This is a genomic window from Cytobacillus sp. FSL K6-0129 (genome assembly GCF_038007625.1).
In the GTDB taxonomy this organism is placed as follows: Bacteria; Bacillota; Bacilli; order Bacillales; family Cytobacillaceae; genus Cytobacillus; species Cytobacillus kochii.
On record NZ_JBBOXM010000001.1, the window covers coordinates 1,853,782 to 1,873,312 of the forward strand.

General features: G+C 36.9%; 13 protein-coding genes and 1 other annotated feature. Of the genes, 8 read left to right on the top strand and 5 right to left on the bottom strand.

Features of this window, described 5'->3' with window-relative positions; translation table 11 throughout:
* Positions 1–90 precede the first annotated feature (90 nt).
* Genes MHI57_RS09070 through MHI57_RS09080 form a run of 3 tightly spaced genes read right to left on the bottom strand, consistent with a single transcriptional unit; the run spans position 91 to position 4,249 of the window.
* Positions 91–1,482 (bottom strand): APC family permease, encoded by a 1,392-nt coding sequence (locus MHI57_RS09070; RefSeq protein ID WP_370873355.1) that lies wholly within the window; start codon positions 1,480–1,482, stop codon positions 91–93.
* A gap of 11 nt (positions 1,483–1,493) precedes the next feature.
* Positions 1,494–2,930, bottom strand: coding sequence for an aldehyde dehydrogenase family protein (locus MHI57_RS09075; protein WP_322910348.1), 1,437 nt, complete (start codon positions 2,928–2,930; stop codon positions 1,494–1,496).
* The gene (locus MHI57_RS09080; RefSeq protein WP_095372255.1) at positions 2,927–4,249 is read right to left on the bottom strand and encodes an aminotransferase family protein; all 1,323 of its coding nucleotides are present in this window, start codon (positions 4,247–4,249) and stop codon (positions 2,927–2,929) included. Before MHI57_RS09080 ends, MHI57_RS09075 begins: the two co-directional genes overlap by 4 nt.
* Positions 4,250–4,462: 213 nt before the next feature.
* Here MHI57_RS09080 and MHI57_RS09085 point away from each other — a divergent pair, with 213 nt between their 5' ends.
* From MHI57_RS09085 to MHI57_RS09110, 6 genes are all read left to right on the top strand, one after another.
* On the top strand, positions 4,463–5,851 hold the full coding sequence (locus MHI57_RS09085; RefSeq protein ID WP_095372254.1) for a sigma-54 interaction domain-containing protein: 1,389 nt from the start codon (positions 4,463–4,465) through the stop codon (positions 5,849–5,851).
* Between the two features lie 288 nt (positions 5,852–6,139).
* Positions 6,140–7,666 (top strand): phytoene desaturase family protein, encoded by a 1,527-nt coding sequence (locus tag MHI57_RS09090; RefSeq protein ID WP_340975939.1) that lies wholly within the window; start codon positions 6,140–6,142, stop codon positions 7,664–7,666.
* Positions 7,667–7,678: 12 nt separating this feature from the next.
* Positions 7,679–8,542, top strand: coding sequence for a phytoene/squalene synthase family protein (locus tag MHI57_RS09095; protein WP_307316792.1), 864 nt, complete (start codon positions 7,679–7,681; stop codon positions 8,540–8,542).
* A 12-nt stretch (positions 8,543–8,554) separates the two neighbouring features.
* Positions 8,555–10,045, top strand: a complete 1,491-nt coding sequence (locus MHI57_RS09100) for a phytoene desaturase family protein (RefSeq protein ID WP_307316789.1) — start codon at positions 8,555–8,557, stop codon at positions 10,043–10,045.
* A gap of 5 nt (positions 10,046–10,050) precedes the next feature.
* Positions 10,051–11,184, top strand: a complete 1,134-nt coding sequence (locus MHI57_RS09105) for a glycosyltransferase family 2 protein (RefSeq protein ID WP_095372250.1) — start codon at positions 10,051–10,053, stop codon at positions 11,182–11,184.
* The gene (locus MHI57_RS09110) at positions 11,181–11,690 is read left to right on the top strand and encodes a glycosyl-4,4'-diaponeurosporenoate acyltransferase CrtO family protein (protein ID WP_095372249.1); all 510 of its coding nucleotides are present in this window, start codon (positions 11,181–11,183) and stop codon (positions 11,688–11,690) included. The genes MHI57_RS09105 and MHI57_RS09110 overlap by 4 nt, the downstream gene beginning before the upstream one ends.
* 45 nt (positions 11,691–11,735) lie before the next feature.
* Here MHI57_RS09110 and tyrS read toward each other — a convergent pair whose 3' ends face one another.
* Entirely contained in the window at positions 11,736–12,986 is a 1,251-nt protein-coding gene (gene tyrS, locus MHI57_RS09115) for a tyrosine--tRNA ligase (protein ID WP_095372248.1), read from the bottom strand.
* 65 nt (positions 12,987–13,051) lie between these two features.
* Positions 13,052–13,275: a binding site (T-box leader), on the bottom strand.
* A gap of 179 nt (positions 13,276–13,454) precedes the next feature.
* Here tyrS and MHI57_RS09120 point away from each other — a divergent pair.
* Positions 13,455–16,373 carry a transglycosylase domain-containing protein gene (locus MHI57_RS09120; RefSeq protein ID WP_307316783.1) on the top strand — a complete coding sequence of 973 codons (2,919 nt, stop codon included), beginning with the start codon at positions 13,455–13,457 and terminating at the stop codon, positions 16,371–16,373.
* 781 nt (positions 16,374–17,154) lie between these two features.
* Positions 17,155–17,400 carry a small acid-soluble spore protein Tlp gene (tlp, locus tag MHI57_RS09125; protein WP_307316780.1) on the top strand — a complete coding sequence of 82 codons (246 nt, stop codon included), beginning with the start codon at positions 17,155–17,157 and terminating at the stop codon, positions 17,398–17,400.
* A gap of 409 nt (positions 17,401–17,809) precedes the next feature.
* Here tlp and acsA read toward each other — a convergent pair whose 3' ends face one another.
* Entirely contained in the window at positions 17,810–19,528 is a 1,719-nt protein-coding gene (gene acsA / locus MHI57_RS09130) for an acetate--CoA ligase (RefSeq protein WP_095372244.1), read from the bottom strand.
* Positions 19,529–19,531: the final 3 nt, after the last annotated feature.

Consider the following 19,531-nt stretch of genomic DNA (forward strand, 5'->3'; position numbering starts at 1 on the left):
CTGTTAGGGTGCAAAATACTTTTATCACTCATATGCTAGCAAAATCTTCTTTGAAAAAATTTCTTGCTACATTCGTAAACAAATGAATGGTTACATTGTTTTTGAACTAGATATATCTTTGCTACTCTTCATATAAGTTTCCCGTTTAAGATAGATTAATAGACCACCTATAACCCACCAGCCTGCAAAGATGACCCATTCATATGGCCAGATTAATGCAGCAGGCATTCCTGGGAAAAAGAGGATAATAAAGCCAATACTTAATAGAACCGCTAACCATCCGACAATATTAGAATTCCCTGCTTTGAATGGTCGAAGCATATCTGGCTCATTTTTACGTAATTGCAAAAAGGCAATAGAGACGATTAAATAGGCAAAGAGAACGGCCAACCCACCAGCGTCTACTAACCATACAAGCATTGGACGACCTAAGAGTGGCGCTAACATTGATAGTCCACCAATAAACAGAATCGCATTCGTTGGCGTTTTATTTTTCGGATGTAAGCGACCAAACCAAGCGGGAATCATTTCCTTCTCTGCCATTGAGCAAAGAATACGACTACCTCCAATAATAAAGGCATTCCAACTCGTCAATATCCCAGCAATTCCTCCAAGAATCAAAATGGTGGCAAAATGATCAGAACCATATATGATTGCCATCGCATCCGCGGTTGGTAAAACCGATGTCGAAAGAGTTGTTTTATCTACTGCTATTCCTACTGCTATGACTACTCCAATATAGAATATAACAGCAAAGGCAACTGACATTATTAAAAGGCGTCCAATCGATTTTGGAGGTATATTCATTTCCTCAGCCGTTTGTGGGATAACGTCAAAACCGACAAACATAAATGGAGTCATCACTAGAACAACAATAATACCTGAAACGCCCCCTACAAAAAGTGGTTCAGCATCTGCTAAGCTTCCAGTCACACCGGCACCTGCAATGAGCATGACACCAATTAAAGCAATCACGATCGTCAATACCATCTGTAAAAAGGCAGCTGATTTCACACCAAAGAAGTTAAAAATGGTAACAAATAGGGCACCTGCGACTCCTACTAAAACCCAGGATAGATAGACATCATAATCATTGATGGTGTACATATAACCAACTTTATAATTAGGAAACAAATATTCTACAACGGTCGGCAGGGCAACTGCTTCAAAAGCGACGACTGATATATAGCAAAGTGCTAACCCCCAGGCAGCAATAAAAGCAGACTTACGTCCAATACCTCTTTCTGCAAAAATCATCGTTCCCCCATTTGTCGGCATTGCTGATGATAATTCTGCATAAGCAAGTCCGACAAAAGAAACTAAAATACCGCCAACAATAAAGGCAATCGTTGCTCCAACAGAACCAGCAGTATGAACCCAGTTGCCTGAAAGCACAACCCACCCCCAGCCAATCATTGCACCAAAAGACAAAAACAACACATCGAATCGAGACAGGACTTTATTCTTGTTAATAAAATTCAACCCTTTCAGATTTAATTGCCATCTAATGTTTCAAAAGTTTGTATAGATACTGTTTTTATCTCTGTAAAAAACTCAATTGCTGCTTGTCCCTGTTCTCTGCTACCTGAGCTTGATGCCTTCATTCCCCCAAATGGTGCTTGGGGTTCTGCACCTCCAGTCTCTCCATTAACTTGAACCATACCTGCTTCAGCATGTTGAATAAAATGAAATGCTTGGTGAAGATTATTCGTGAAAATAGAAGCGCTTAGGCCATATTTAGAGGAATTCGTTGCTTCTAATGCCTCCTTGTAATTCGCTACTTTCCTTAAACAAAGAACTGGGCCAAAGATTTCTTCCTTAACAATCGTCATGTTTTCTTTCACATTTTCAAAAATTGTCGGTTGAATATAGTAACCATTTTGCCAATATGTATCAGCAAGCGACTTCCTACCGCAAACAAGCTCTGCACCTTCTCCCAATCCTTTTTGGATATAGGATTGTACTTTTTCATATTGTCTCTTTGATACCACCGGACCAATATCTGTCATCTCTGATAATGGATCTCCTATTTTCAATTCATTGATTGTATCCTCCAATATCGTTTTAAAAGAATCATAGACTGCCTCCTCAACATAAACGATGCCCGTTGCTGTACAGCGTTGTCCTGATTGTTTCATTGCACCGTCTATACATGATTGCGCAGCAAAAGATAAATCACAATCAGCCATTACAATCGCAGGGTTTTTCCCGCCTAACTCAAGTTGGTACTTCTTTTGCTGAGATGCAGCAGTAACAGCAATTTGATTGCCTACTTGGTTTGACCCTGTAAATGTAACTGCAGTTATTTCTTTATGACGAACTAATGCCTCTCCAATCGTTGCTCCTGAACCATTAACCATTTGTAGCACATCTTTAGGTAACCCTGCTTGCCACAGAATTTCTGCTAGTTTTATTGCTGTTAATGTAGATTCCTCTGATGGTTTCCAAACAACTGTATTTCCGAAAACTAATGCTGGGGCCATTTTCCAGATTGGGATGGCGATTGGAAAATTCCATGGAGAAATAACAGCTATCGGTCCAATCGGCACTCTAGAAGAGTAGAGAGTTTTTCCAATAAACGCAGAAGGAAGATGCTCTCCAATTTGTCTCCATCCTTCTTGCCCATAATATCGGAGAATCGCTGCTGCTCTTCCTATTTCACCTCTCGTCTCTCTTATAACCTTTCCTGTTTCTTTTGTCGCAAGTATAGCCAGTTCTTCCATATTTGCTTCTAATAGATCTGCAGCTACTCGTAAAATTTCCCCACGTTCAATTGAAGGCTTGTTTTTCCATTTTAAAAAGGCTTGCCTAGCAGAAGTAGCCGCTAAGTCTACTTCCGCTAGGGATGATTCTTCTACTTCTCCTATTAATTCATCAGTATTAGCAGGGTTATAGCGCATATACTTTTTTTTATTTGTATCAATCTTCAACCTTTTAACACCTCTCTCTTTACATTCGAAATCGCCTGGTCAAGGATATTAACCATCTGCTCTACTTCTGCTTTGTTTATGATGAGCGGCGGTGAGAAAACAATCGAGTCATGATCATACGTAACTGTTCGCAAAATCAACCCTAGCTTCGCAGCTTCCTTCACAATGAGTGGACTTAAATATTCAGCAAAACGCTCACCAGATTGACTATCTTTGACAATGTCAATGCCACCAAGTAAACCAAACCCTCTTGCATTTGTCACGATTTCATGTTTTTCTTCTAAGTACTTTAGCCCTTTATACAATTCCTCTCCCATTTTTTTTGCGTTCTCAATAAGACCATTTCTCTCAATGATTTCAATATTTTTCAAAGCAACATTACAAGCCACTGGATGACCGCTATACGTATAACCATGCAACAGAGTGCCCTTTGAGAGAGTCTTAAAATCATTGTGTAGGCGATCATTAAGTGCAACTCCACCTAATTGGGCATATCCACTTGTTACACCTTTGGCAAAACAAAGCATATCTGGTTGAATCTCTTCATGTTCAATGGCAAAATATTTTCCTGTTCTTCCAAAGCCAGTAATGACTTCATCGATAATCATTAAGATGCCATATTCATCACATATTTTTCTTATCTCTTTAAAGTAGCCTTCTGGTGGGAGGTTGACTCCGCCTGCACCTTGAACAATCTCAGCAATAAAAGCGGCTATTGTCTCAGGTCCTTCCTTCTCTACTAATGTACGGAATTCTTCTACGCTCGAATTTACATAGTGAAAATGGGGCGCATTAGCATTTGTAAAATCACGAAACGGTTTTAACCCTGTAGCACTTGTAGCCCCCATTGCAACACCATGATACGACATTTTCCGGGAAATAATTTTTTGGCGCTCTGGTTGATCCTTTAATATCCAATAATGTCTTGCTAATTTAAATGCCGTATCGTTTGATTCGGAACCCCCTGATGTAAAAAAGACAGCATTCAGATCTCCTGGTAGTATTTTTGACAACTTTTCTGCTAAGCGGATCGCTGGCTCATTACTAAAAGTGCTAAAATTAGATGTAAAGGCGAGTTTAGACATTTGTTCATAAGCTGCTTCAGCCATTTCCTTCACACCATGGCCTATATTGACATTCCAAAGCGAGGACATACCATCAATAACTTTATGTCCGTTTGTATCTGTCAAATATACGCCCTTACCCTCTGTAAATATATGGCTCGGACCTTCCGCCTGTTGCTGGGCAATTGAGCTAGTTGGATGGATAAAATGCTTCTTGTCTAATTCAGATAACTCTGTGGTTAATAATGTCGTCATGTCAATTCCTCCATTATGTGATTATTTAGAATATTACTATTTATAATGCAATTCTTATGCCAAATTTATAAAACTTATTAAATGAAGAAACTTCTTTATCATTAATGAATTTAATAATTCATTTTTGACTTTTTTAATCAATAAATTAATTATTAATTATATTTTGAATTATTGTATAATTAAAGAGAGGTTTATATGCAAAGGAGTTTTTATATGGAAAATTCATCACTTCATCATTTAATAGAAACAATCGTTCTCACATCCAATAATAATATTACAATTACAAATGGCGTAGGCGAAATCTTATATTTCAATCCAAAACATTGGTCTGTTTATGGTGTAAGGCAAGAAGATTGCTTAGGTAAAACAGTTTATGAATTAGAGGCAAAAGGCGTATTTAACCCTTCAATTACAGCACTAGTAATAAAAAAGAAACAACAAGTAGAACTGATGCAGCAAACGCTAACAGGAAAAATCATTATGACTACCGCCTACCCAATATTTGATAATAACAATCAAATACAATTCGTAGTGAGCTATGCTCAAGATCAAACAGAAATAAATAAACTTCATTTACAATATAAAGAGCTAGAGCGACAAATCCAAAATTATCAGCAGGTCGTAAAAGCACTTAGAGAACAAGAAAATGCCCAATATCGTAACAAAAAAATGGAAGAAATCAAACGAACGATTCATCGGGTAGCCAATACAAACGCAACCGTCTTATTATTAGGTGAATCTGGTGTTGGAAAAAGTATGTGGGCAAGAAAAATCCATCAACTAAGTAAAGAAAAAAAAGAACCATTCATTGAGGTTAACTGCAGTACCATTCCAGAAAGTTTATTCGAAACGGAGTTTTTTGGCTATGAACCAGGGAGCTTCACTGGGGCCCATAAGCATGGAAAAAAAGGGTTAATTGAACAAGCACATCATGGCACATTATTTTTAGATGAGATTGGAGAATTGTCGTTATCCTTACAGGTCAAATTATTAAAAGTACTTGTAGAAAAGAAGTTTAAAAGAGTTGGCAGTAATACAGAGCGAACGAGTCACTTCAGACTGATTACAGCCACGAATCGCCCATTAGAGGAAATGGTCAATAAAGGTGATTTCCGCCTTGACCTTTATTATCGTATCAATGTAATTCCCATTGAAATTCCCCCTTTAAAAAAACGGAAAGAAGACATCATCTTTTTAGTAAGTCATTATCTGTCCATCATGAACAATAAATATCATATGGAGAAAGAGATTCATAATGAGACTTACGAATACTTAACAGAGTATCATTGGCCAGGAAATGTGCGCGAGCTTGAGAATTTAATAGAAAGACTTGTCTTAACAGTTGATTCTGTCATTATTTACCCAAGTCACCTACCCCAAGCACTCTTTAAGAACAAGCAAATCGAACCAGACCTTATTGACTTACCACTACAAAAGAATAATGAAAGCTTAAAAGAGAGAATAGAAAGAATTGAAAAACATATTCTCTTACATACGTATAAACAATATCCCTCAAGCTATAAAGTAGCTGAATTACTAGGAATTAGCCAAGCATCTGCTGCTAGGAAGCTAAAGAAATATCGCGCAAATAGAGAGCTATAGCTTCTATTTGCTTTTTTACTATACAAAACAGGTCCACTCAATTTCTTCTACTATTTTTTTATTCAGCAACATATATAGATAAAGAGATAAATATTAAAAATGATATGAGATAAAAGGGAAAAAATCTTAGAATAAATAAATTTTTAAAAAAAGGTTTGAAATAAGACTATTAAGGATATTTATCTATTGTAAAAGGAAAGGTTTTTTTTTAACTTAAGTGACATATGTGTCACTTAAATTCTAGACTTTCTCCTTTTCATTAGGTACAGAAAAAAAAGGAGCGAAGCAATGGAAAAGACAAAAAGTGTTGTAGTCATCGGAGCAGGTGTTGCAGGATTAGCTAGTGCGATACGATTACAAAAAGCAGGCTATGATGTAGAAATTTATGAAAGAGATAGTAATCCTGGAGGTAAAATGAATCGTATCGAAAAAGATGGCTTCACATTTGACCTCGGGCCGACTATCGTGATGATGCCCGAACTATACAGAGAGATATTTGAACTTGCCGGAAGAGATCCTAATGATTATATTCCTATGCAAAAACTCGATCCGATGTACGCTGTTTTCTTCAGTGAACAGTCTCAAGATCATTATGAAATATCCTCAAACTTAGTTGAATTAATGAAAACACTTGAAGATATTGATGAGAAAGATGCCCATGGATTCCTCACCTATTTAGAAAAAATATACAAACGGTTTTTAGTTGCCAAAGAACACTTTCTACAAAAACCTTTTAGGAATGGAAAAGATTTTTACAACCCCAAAGTATTGAGGCAAGCTCTCAAATTAAGAACATTAGATAGTGCAGATTCATTTATTGGAAAGTACATCAAAAATGACAAAATAAAAAGTATGCTGAGCTTCCAAACATTATATATTGGGGTTTCTCCTTATACTGGACCATCTTTATATACGATTATCCCAATGATTGAAATACTTTATGGGGTCTGGTTTATAAAAGGTGGAATGCATACGATGGCAAAATCAATGGAAAAACTTTTCTTAGAACTAGGAGGTAAAATTAATTACAACTGCGACGTGCAACAGATCTTAATAAAAAATGGCAAAGCATATGGTATACAGGCAAACAACCAAGTTGTCCATTCTGATTATGTTATGTGCAACGCAGACTTTCCTCATGCCATGAAACACCTCATTCAAGATCAGCGCACTAAAGGAAAGAAATATACAGATAAAAAGATTGATCAAATGAAATATTCATGTTCCTGCTTTCTCATGTATATAGGGTTGGATAAAAAAGTGGAGCAACTAGACACTGTCCATAATTTTTATATTAGTCAATCTTTAAAGAGAAACATTGACGATATATTCGAAGGTAATCAATTAAATGACCCCTCTTTTTATGTTTATATCGGCTCAAAACTTGATGAAACAATGGCACCTAAAGATAAAGATGGTCTCTATATACTTGTTCCTGTTTCTGAGCTCTCTACAGCTAAGGATGAATGGACGCATGAAACCTCGCAACACTACCGCGAGCAAGTCATGAAAAAATTATCAACCATGCCTGGATTCGAAGATATTGAAGAACACATTATTTCTGAAACACATATCACTCCAATGGATTTCAAACATCGATTTAACGCTTATAATGGAGCGTGTTTTGGATTAAGACCAAATTTGACCCAAAGCAATCACTTACGCCCGCAAAGTAAAGCTACTTATTGTGAAAATCTTTACTTTACCGGTAGTAGTACACATCCTGGCGCAGGCGTACCGATTGTATTATTATCAGCAAAAATTGCCTCAGAGGAGCTTATATTAGATGACGAGAAAGCATACGAGAAAATTTAAGGGGGGCATGTAATGAATCAGCAGCTATTAGCCGATTATTATTATTGTGAAAAAATCATTCAAAACTATTCAAATAGTTTTTACTATACCTTTTCTCATCTACCGAAGGAAAAAGCGAATGCAGTGTATGCCATTTATGCTTTTTGTAGAATGGCAGATAATGCAGTCGACCTTCATGACAGTACGGCGGAAAAAGTTAACCGTCTGGAGCAACTACACGATGAACTTGTCCTGTTTCAACATAATAAGGAGCTAGATTTACCTTTATGGAGAGCATTACGAGATGTATTTAACCGCTATGAAATGAATATTCAACCTTTTTTTGAACAATTAGAAGGACAAGCAATGGATATTTCCTTCAAAGCCCCTCGTACAATAGATGAGTTGTTGAAGTATAGTTATCATGTAGCCGGAACTGTCGGCCTTATGCTGCTACCTATTATCGCTAAGACGCATTACCAACAACTAAGACCAATAGCTATTAAATTAGGAAATGCTATGCAATTAACAAATATTTTACGAGACATTGGTGAAGATTATCGCAATCATCAACGTATATATATCCCAGAAAATTTGCTAGTAAAATATCAATATTCAACTGGAGAACTTTCAAGAGGTGTGATTAACCCTTCATTTATTTCAATATGGGAGGAACTTGCCCAAAAGGCTGAAAGCGAATATGACAGCTTTGAAACGAGCTATCATCTATTTGATCGTGACTCTCAATTCCAAGTATTATCCGCTGCAAGAGTTTATAGAAGCTACTTAGCACAAATTAGAAACAAACAATATAACTGTTTTAAAGAAAAGCATGCGATGATCTATGATGATGTGGCGGATATATTAAATAATACAAGAATGGATTTAGCTAATTAAGGGGGATAATTAATGAAGCGAACAGCCATTGTCATCGGCGGTGGACTCGGCGGACTGTCCACTAGTATTTCCTTAGCACAGAGCGGTTTTCAAGTTTCATTATATGAAAAAAATGCTCACCTCGGTGGAAAATTAAATAGGCTTGAGCAAGATGGGTTTGGTTTTGATCTTGGACCAAGTATTTTAACCATGCCGCATATTTTTGAAAGATTGTTTAACGGCAGTGGCAAACAGATGTCTGAATATATTCCAATAAAGGAAGTAGCACACCAATGGCGTGCTTTCTTTCCAGATGGAAAAATGCTTGATCTCTTCTCAAATTTAGAACAAATGCTCACTGAAAATGATGATTTAACATCCAAGGATATAGAAGAATATGAGCAGTTCCTTCATTATTGTAAAGGGTTATATGAAATGACTAATGAAGGTTACTATAAGCATGGGCTTGATTCAACATTAGAAGTAATCAAACATCACGGAATCATCCGCTCACTTAGAGGGTTTGATTTATTTTCCACAATGTATGATGCCATCGAGCATCATATTAGTCATCATCATCTCAAGAGAATGCTCTCTTATTTTATCAAATATGTTGGCTCTTCACCTTATGATGCACCAGCTATACTTAATATGATGATTTATATGCAGCATAAGCAAGGGGTATGGTATGTGCCTGGTGGTATGCACAAAATTGCAGAAGGTTTAACAAAACTTGCTCAAGAAATTGGTGTTCATATTTACCACGGTCAAGAGGTAACAAAATTATCTACTAGCAAAAATAAAGTCACAGAAGCCATTCTAGCAGATGGTACCACCCTAAAGGCTGATTATTATATTTCCAATATGGAAGTCATTCCAACCTATCAATTTTTATTGAATGAAAACATAGGCTACATTAATAAACTTGAAAAAAAGTTTGAGCCCTCTAGCTCAGGTTTAGTGATTCATCTTGGTGTTAAAAATCAATACCCACAATTACGTCATCATAATTTCTTTTTCTCAAGAGATTTAAAGACGCAGATGAATAAAATATTTCATAAAAAACAACTACCAGATGATCCAACGATCTATTTAGTCAATGTCAATAAAACAGACCCAAGTCAGGCTCCAGTTGGCCATGAAAATCTTAAAGTGCTGCCACATATCCCGTATATCCAAGATCAGCCCTTCACAAAAGAGGATTATTTGCACTTAAGGACGACTGTACTCATTAAATTAGAAGAAATGGGATTGACTAATTTACGCCAATCCATTGTTACAGAGGATTTTTGGACGCCTGAAGATATCAAAGAAAAATACAACTCTCATCGTGGTTCTATCTATGGAACCGTTTCTGATAAGAGCAAAAACAAAGGCTTTAAACACCCTAAACAAAGTGAAAAGTATAAGAATTTATTTTTCACAGGCGGAACCGTAAACCCAGGTGGCGGTATGCCAATGGTCACACTTAGCGGTATGCAAGTGCGTGATAAAATAATGACTGCTGAAAAAGAAAGGGCGTAACATTCATGGTTCTGACCGGTATTCTCACCGTACTTGTCTTGTTCATTATATTTGGCCTCCTTTCTGGGAAGCTAATGTTATGGGAAATTCCCACTGCTGAAAAAAAAAGTACAAAACTGGTTTCACCACTTATAGAACAGGTATCTATCATTATACCCGCACGAAATGAAGCGAAACGATTGCCGAACTTACTCACTTCATTACAGCAACAAATTATGCAGCCAAGAGAAATTATTGTCATCGATGATGGTTCGGTAGATAGCACAGCTTCTATTGCTATGCATTACGGTGCAAAGGTTTTAAATACCAACACATTAAGAGAAAATTGGAAAGGAAAGTCAGCGGCCTGCTGGCTTGGCGCGAACGAAGCGAATGGTGATTTCTTATTATTCCTTGATGCTGATACATTCTTTGAACATCCTGATAGCTTGCAGAATTTAATGCAAACATATGAACGATACGGAAAAACCGGTATTCTCTCTGTACAGCCTTTTCATCGTATTAAAAAATCCTATGAAAACTTATCCTTACTATTTAATATGATTGTTTTTGCAGGCATGAATGTCTTTACCATTTTTCGTCAAAAAATACCACCTGCAGGTGCATTCGGTCCGTGTATCTTATGTAATACACATGAATATCTACAGACAGGCGGGCATCAAAAAGTCGGGGAAGCGATTATGGATGATCTTGTGTTAGGAGGAATTTTTAGTAAAGAGGGATTCCCAGTCCATTGTATTAGCGGTAAAGACCTTATCAGCTTTCGTATGTACCCAGAGGGGATCAAAGGTTTGATTGAAGGTTGGACTAAAAGCTTTGCTACAGCTTCAAAGGCTACTCATTCTTTTATTACCATACTAATAAGTTTATGGATTGCCGGTGCCTTTTCTTCCGTTGCATTCATCTTATTGTCACTATGGCAAAGCAGTCTTAGCTTATTACTTATTTCATTAGGATTTTATCTTCTTTACATCTATCATCTTATTTTGCAGTCTCAAAAAATCGGTCGTTTTCATATAGCGAGTATTGTCCTTTATCCATTTTTATTTTGTTTCTTTACACTAACATTTGTATATTCTCTTTATTTAACGCGAATTAAAAAAAGGGTGAACTGGCGTGGTAGGAAGGTAAAAGTATGAATATTTTTCCGATTTTCACCCTTACACCACTCGCTCTTTTGACAGTTAATATTCTTGCATGGGGTTTCATTCACATCAGTTTATCTCTTTTACTAGCTTCTCTACCACTCCGTTGGTTTAAAAATGATTCTCATCTTTATCAATCAAAAAAATGGGAGAAAAACGGAGAGCTTTGGCAATGGCTGGTTAAGGTAAGACAGTGGAAACATAAAATTCCAGATGGTAAGCATATTATTTCTAAAGGATACGAAAAACAAAACTTACAGGGTGTTTCTCTGTCAGACCTTGAAGTTTTCTTATATGAATCTAGAAGAGCAGAGCTCACCCACTGGCTATCCATACCACCTGCATGTTTATTTTTCATTTGGAACCCCATTTGGGCAGGTTGGGTAATGATTGCCTATGCATTAATATTTAATTTACCTATTATTATCGTACAACGCTATAATCGGCCACGCTTAATACGCTTAATAGCATTAAAAAAATGCAGAAAAACTGTTTACTAAAGATAAGTAGCCTATCTCTAATTTTTAGAAATAGGCTACTTCATTTTAATATTGAATTAATGTATATTTCTTCTTCCCGCGACGAATAACTGTAAATTGACCCTCTATTTTATCTTGCTCACTCAACTGATAATCAACCTGTTGCATACGATCACCGTTAATGTAGATTGCACCGTTCGTTACGTCTTCTCTCGCTTGTCTTTTAGAAGGCGAAATTTTAGCCTCTACAAGTAAGTCAACAATATTGCCCTCTCCAGTATGTTGATAAGAAGGAACATCCTTAAACCCTTCCTTTACTTCCGCAGCGGTTAACTCTTTAATTTGTCCACTGAATAAGGCTTCAGTAATTTTCAGCGCTTGGTTCAATGCTGCTTCACCATGTATTTGTCTCGTCATTTCTTCTGCTAATGCCTTTTGTGCTTTACGTAAATGAGGCTCTTCTTGGACAGCTACTTCCAAAGCTTCGATGTCTTCACGTGATAGGAATGTGAAGTATTTCAAGTATTTAATGACATCTGCATCTGCTGTATTAATCCAGAACTGATAAAACTCATAAGGTGATGTTTTTTCGGCATCTAACCAAATGGCTCCACCTTCTGTTTTTCCAAACTTCGTACCGTCAGCTTTTGTCACAAGCGGAATGGTCATACCGTATGCTTTTGCACCTTCTCCAACCATTTTACGGATAAGCTCAAGCCCAGTTGTAATATTACCCCACTGATCACTGCCGCCAATTTGAATTTTACATTGATGATTTTCATAAAGATGCTTAAAGTCCATCCCTTGTAAAATCGTATAAGTGAATTCCGTAAAAGAAATACCTGATTCTAATCTTTTAGCAATCGTATCTTTAGCTAACATATAGTTAACCCCAATATGTTTACCGTAATCCCTGAGGAAAGTGACAATATTCATACTCGATGTCCAGTCGTAATTATTGACTAATGTCGCTCCATTATCTCCTTCAAAATCAAAAATACGTTCTAATTGCTGTGATAAAGAAGCAACATTTTCTTGTACTTTCTCAATCGTTTGTAGTGTTCTTTCTTCTGTCGCCTTTGGATCACCAATTAACCCAGTTGCCCCCCCTACTAACACAATCGGACGATGCCCAGCATTTTGAAACCTTCTCAATGTTAAGAAGGGTAATAAATGACCAATATGCATACTATCACCAGTCGGATCCATCCCACAATATAAGGAAATCTTTTCTTTTTCTAAAAGATCCTTCATCCCCTCTTCATCTGTTTGTTGATAAATAATGCCTCTCCACTGTAAATCTTCTAATAAATTCATCCACTTTTCCTCCTTTATTTCATAAAAGATAAATTTTTATCCAAAAAAAATACGCCCCTGCTCATTGCAGGGACGCATTTCTTTGCGCGGTACCACCCAGTTTGAGAACACTATTATTCTCCACTCTTCACTGATAACGGAAATACCGTTTACTACTACTAGATATATTCATTCGCAGTAAAAGCTCCGGGAGGTATTTCGCACTTCTATTTGTATCGACTCACAGCAAACCGTCGACTTTCTGAAAACAGGGATAGAATGACTACTTATGACCCATCAACGCTAATATTAAATTGAATCGTAATAATGCATTTTTATCATAAAAGAATAACCAATGTCAATATGACGTTTTTTTAACTTTTTTTCATCCCAATAGGAAAAATATGAATTTTGTACTTTATGACGAACCTTGTCATATTACCTGTTAGGTTATGCTATAATGTATTTGATTTTAGGAGGGATGAACGAATGAATGAGACCTTCAGCAAGATAAAAGAAAAAGCAAAAGCCGCGTTCGGTTTTTTAACTCATAATAAAACCAAAAAAGGCGCACGTATTACATATCAAGTTATATGGAACTTATTATTAATACTTGCAATTACCGTTATCTTAGGTGGGGCATTTGCAGGTGCCACAGGTATTGGCTATTTTGCTTCTCTTGTTAAAGATGAACCCCTTCGTTCTTATGAAAATATGCAAAAAGATATCTATAATTATGAGGAAACCTCAAAATTATATTTCGCTGGTGATGTATATTTAGGAAATGTAAGAACGGACCTTGAAAGAGAAGAAGTGAAGCTAGAAAATGTTTCACCATATTTGAGAGATGCTGTTATTGCCACAGAGGATGAGTACTTTTATGAGCACGAAGGTGTAGTGCCAAAAGCTATCCTACGTGCACTGTTTCAAGAAGTAACTAACGCCTCTACTCAATCTGGAGGAAGTACATTAACTCAGCAACTGATAAAAAACCAGATCTTAACAAACGAAGTTTCTTTTGATCGAAAAGCAAAAGAAATCTTACTCGCATTAAGGTTAGAGAATTATTTCGATAAAGAGGAGATTCTTGAAGCTTATTTAAATGTCTCTACTTTTGGCCGCAATGCGGAAGGTAGAAATATCGCTGGCGTTCAGGCTGCTGCCCAAGGTTTATTTGGTGTTGATGCTAAAGATGTGTCTATACCGCAAGCAGCTTTCATTGCTGGTATGCCTCAGTCACCTTTTGGTTATACACCATTCCAACAAGGTGGTGGCTTAAAGGATGAAGAGTCTCTACAACCAGGCATTGATCGTATGAAAGTCGTACTTAAGAGAATGTACGATGATGAAAGAATTACTGAAAAAGAATATAAAGAAGCTAGTGAGTATGATATTGTTGCTGACTTTAGAAAACCGAAAAATGATGATGCAATTGAAAAATACCCTTATTTAACTTATGAAATTCAAGACCGCGCCAAGGAGCTTTTGGCATCCATCTTAGCAGAACAAGATGGCTATGAAGAAGCTGATTTAACTGGTGACCTTAAAAACGAATATCTTATTTTAGCTGATCGAGCATTAAGACAGAATGGTTATCATGTTCACTCAACTATTGATAAAGATATTTATGAAGCTTGGCAAAAAGTTGTTAAAGATTATCCTAACTACGGCCCAGCCAAAAGTGCAACCTATGTAATCGATGGTGAAGAAAAAGAAGTAATGGAACCAGTGGAGGTTGGTGGACAACTTATTGAAAACAGTACAGGGAAAATTCTGAGCTTTGTTGGTGGTCGTGGCAAGGGTGTATCCTTAAATGAAGACCTTAACCATGCAACCGATACGTTAAGACCAAACGGCTCAACCATGAAACCATTACTTGTTTATGGTCCTGCATTCGAACTTGGTGCAGCACAACCAGGAAGTATTCTTCCCGATGTGCCACTGCGCTTAAATCCAGGTTCAAGTGACTATTGGCCAAAAAACTATTCTTTTACCTACCATGGTTTAGTTTCAGCAAGGTATGCCGTTGAACAATCTTATAACGTCCCAGCGGTTAAACTTTATACCGATATTTTGAGCCAAAATCCGGCACAATATCTTGAAAAGATGGGTATAACCACATTAACCGCAGAAGATAAAACGAATAGATCAGCTGCATTAGGTTCATTAACAAATGGTGTTTCCGTTGAGGAAAATACGAATGCATTTACTACATTTGCTAATAACGGTAAATTCGTAGATGCTTATATGATTGATAAGATTACTGATAAAGAAGGCAATGTCATCTACGAGCATGAAACGAAGGAAGTAGAAGTCTTTACTCCGCAAACAGCTTACTTAACAATAGATGTGATGCGTGGGGTTATTAATAGTGGGACAGCCACTGCTGTTAAAAACCGTTTAAAATTTAGTGCCGATTGGGCAGGAAAAACAGGGACAGGTAATAACTTTGAAGATGCATGGTTCGTCGCGTCTAACCCAAATGTAACCGCTGGTCTATGGAGTGGCTACGATACGCCTAAGTCTCTAAAAGCAAGTGGTAGTTTATCTTATAGCGCACGTAATAATTACTTATGGGCTGATTTGATGAACGCTGCTTATGATGTAAATCCTGAACTCATGAAGCCAGATAAAACCTTTAAACGACCTGATGGTATAGTCAGTCGCTCATTCTGTGCAATTAGTGGTTTAATCCCTTCTCAAGCTTGCTCTGAAGCAGGACTTGTTGATACTGACATCTTTAATGCAAAATATGTTCCGTCTAAATCAGATGATAGTCTTGGAACAGGTAGAATTGTCTATATAGGGGATAAAAAGTATTTGGCACTTGAATCCACACCAGCGGAATTTTCTGAGCCTGGTATGGTCATAGATGCCGATTATATTGAAAAACTATTTGGCATTAGAGCGAACCCAAGTGATTTATTGCCGAAAAGGGATAAATGGGCTAAAGTACTCGTTGCAGCCGATAAAATGAGTGAAAATGGCAAAAAGCCAGCTGCACCAAATGCTAAAGCATCAGGTAACTCCATCACTTGGGGGCAACATCCTGAAAATGACGTCATTGGTTATCGTGTATATAAAGACGGTAAAAAAGTAGCCAGTATAAAAGCCGGTGACTCCTTAGGCTATAAAGGTGGCAATGGTGAGTACCATGTTACAGCAGTTGATATTGCCGGTAATGAATCTTCACCTTCAAGCAAAGTCCAAGTTGGCAAAGTGAAGGAAGAAGAGAAGCCAAAACAAGAGGACAAAGTAAAAGAAAACGAGCCTAAAGAGGAACAAACAGATAAGGAAACAGAAACGGATAGCAAACCAGAAGAAAAACCGGAAGAGGAAAAGCCTCAAGGTGAAACAGAAAATCCTCCTGCGGAAGAAGATCAACCGGATACGAGTGATGAAGAATAGAATGAATCTGGCCATTTCATTTTCAACTCAAATCAAAAGAGATATCATTCGCACAAAATTAAACACCTGGTGTAAATTCCGTTTGATTAGAATTAATTGGCGATAGTCTAAAATCAAAGCTGAAGAATACGAAAAGAGACAGATAATCGGGCATGTAAGAAAGAGTTTTTTTATAGAAAAAAACACAATGACATTTGTTACTACCCTAAAATAACTAAACAAAGTAAATCATTCTTGAAGTGGTACTATTAAAGTTTACCAGTTGATTAATGTCCCCTTAAAGTAGATATTCAAAAAAGCCTTCATCTTACCATGAAGGAAGAATGCTACTTGGAGGGGATTTTTTTATTGCAAAGAAAGGATAAAGTTTTAATAGATATTCATAGGAGAGTTTTCACATAACACCGGGTAAAGGATATATGAATAGATGAATTAGGGATTCGTCACTGCAGCCATCAAAAATGTGTGTTATGAAATGGAAAGAGTGAGTATCTTTTGATGTACGGAAGGATTCTCAATATCTTTTAAGAGGAGTGTAATAGCAATTAAGTAGAGTTTTTCTTCTTCATATCAATTAAAAATCAAACTACATTACATCTAATCTTTTCTAAAAAAATTTCTACTTATTCAATTTTTTGTATAAAATATTTAACGAAAATAGTCTAGAAAACGGGCACCATAAATCAATTTATGATCCATTATATAGCGAAAAAAACTTAGTAAGAATATTTCCGAAGTGTTAGGAGAAAATACTGAAAGAATTAATCTTAGGAGGGATAATATGACGAATGCCAAACCAGACAACCGTTCAGATAATGTGAGAAAAATTCAAAATAACATTGACAATACACTTCAGAATATTAATGAAGCTGAGGACTACACTAAAGCTCACTCAGAAGAGTTGAGTGCCCAAGAAAAAAATGAAATATTGGATAAAAATGAAAGACGGAGAAAAAGTATCGACGGTTTACGCTCAGAAATTAAAGATGAAGCTTCGCATAATGAATATAATAATGATTTAAATTAATTTCTAAATATGTACTAAATAAAATTGTGAAGCAATTGACTGCCGACCTTGAAAATAACATAAATTTTAAGCGGCCATTGCTCTATATTCTATAGAGCTGTGGCCATTTTGTTTTGCATTCTATTGTGGTTATAAAAAAGAGGTTAGATTAATTTATCAAATTTTTACGTATATGTAAATAATAATTCCCACTTTAAACATCTATTAAAACAAGGAGAACATTCATTATAGCTATTAACCACCCTTTTATGTGTAGATAGCATAAAATGTTGCTTTCCTAAAAAACTTTCCTCAAATACTAAAAAACGAGTCAATAAGAGAGGAATCCCCTATCATTGACCCGCAATTTCAAAAAACCCAACAATCTTTCTCACTACTCTATCTATATGACTTGTGTGTGGTTGTTAGATCAGTCTTCCATTGTAGATAAGTCGCCCGTAGGTAAATCTAATTCCCAAGCCTTTAATACACGGCGCATGATTTTACCACTACGTGTTTTTGGCAGTTTGTCGCGGAATTCGATTTCACGAGGTGCAGCGTGTGCAGCTAACCCCTTTTTAACGAATTGACGAATATCTTCTTTCAGTTCATCTGTTGCTTCATAACCATCGATTAGCGCAATAAAGGCTTTTATAATCTCGCCACGAACCGGGTCCGGTTTTCCTATGACACCAGCTTCAGCAACAGCTGGATGTTCGATGAGCTTACTTTCTACCTCAAATGGTCCTACCCGTTCGCCGGACGTCATAATTACATCATCGACTCTCCCTTGGAACCAAAAATATCCATCTTCATCCATATAAGCGGAATCACCTGAAACATACCAGTCACCTGGCATAAAGTAAGAATCATATTTCTCTTTATTATTCCAAATGGTGTGCATCATAGATGGCCACCCTTTTTTTATGGCCAGATTACCCATGCGATTTGGTGGTAGTTCATTCCCTTGGTCATCGACAATGGCTGCTTTTACCCCTGGAATTGGTTTACCCATGGAGCCAGGTTTAATTTCTAGGCTTGGGTAGTTACAAATGAGTTGAGCACCCGTTTCAGTCATCCACCACGTATCATGAATACGCTTATTGAATACTTTCACTCCCCATCTCACCACTTCAGGATTCAATGGTTCACCTACACTTAACACATGTCGTAGAGTGCTTAAGTTGAATTTCTTCACTACTTCATCCCCAGCGCCCATTAACATACGAAAAGCTGTTGGTGCACTATACCAAACCGTAACACCATAATCTTCAATCGCCTGATACCATGTTTCTGGGCTAAATCTGCCTCCGACAATAAGGTTTGATGTTCCTGTCAACCAAGGTCCGAAAATACCATAAGAAGTTCCTGTTACCCAACCTGGGTCAGCCGTGCACCAATAAACATCATCTTCTTTTAAGTCCAATACCCATTTCGCCGTTTGATAATGTTGAATCATCGCATTGTGAACGTGCAGCACACCTTTTGGTTTACCAGTGGAACCAGAAGTATAATGTAAAATTAGACCGTCTGTCGGTTCTACCCATTCAATTTCTAATTCTTTACTAGCCTTTTGCATATATTTACGGAAATCTAATAATTTTCCATTTTCTTCTACATTCTCACCAACAACAAAAATATGTTTTAAGTTTGGTAATTTATCAGCGGGTACACGATCTAATAGTTCAGGAGTCGTAATAAGGACTTTTGCTTCGCTATCCTCTAAACGGTCTGTTACTGCTCCCTCCATAAAGGCTTCAAATAGTGGTCCGACTATGGCACCTAGCTTGATTGCGCCAAGAACTGAGAAGTAAAGTTCTGGTGAACGTCCCATAAAAACAAATACGCGATCACCTTTTTCAACGTCTCCATGTGCTTTTAGTACATTAGCCGCTTGGTTTGAAAAGTCCTTCATCTCTTTAAAGGTATACTTCTCTTTATTCTCACCTTCACGATAATAGAGCGCTACCTTGTTTTTCTTATCACTTTCAGCATGGCGGTCAATTGCTTCGTACGCCAAATTCATTTTCCCTGTTTCGTACCAAGAAAATTGCTTTTTCGCTTCTGTCCAATCAAAACTATTATACGCTTCCTCATAATTTTTCAAATTATGGTTACCTTGTATTGCTGGCAGCGCTTCCAATTTCATGTT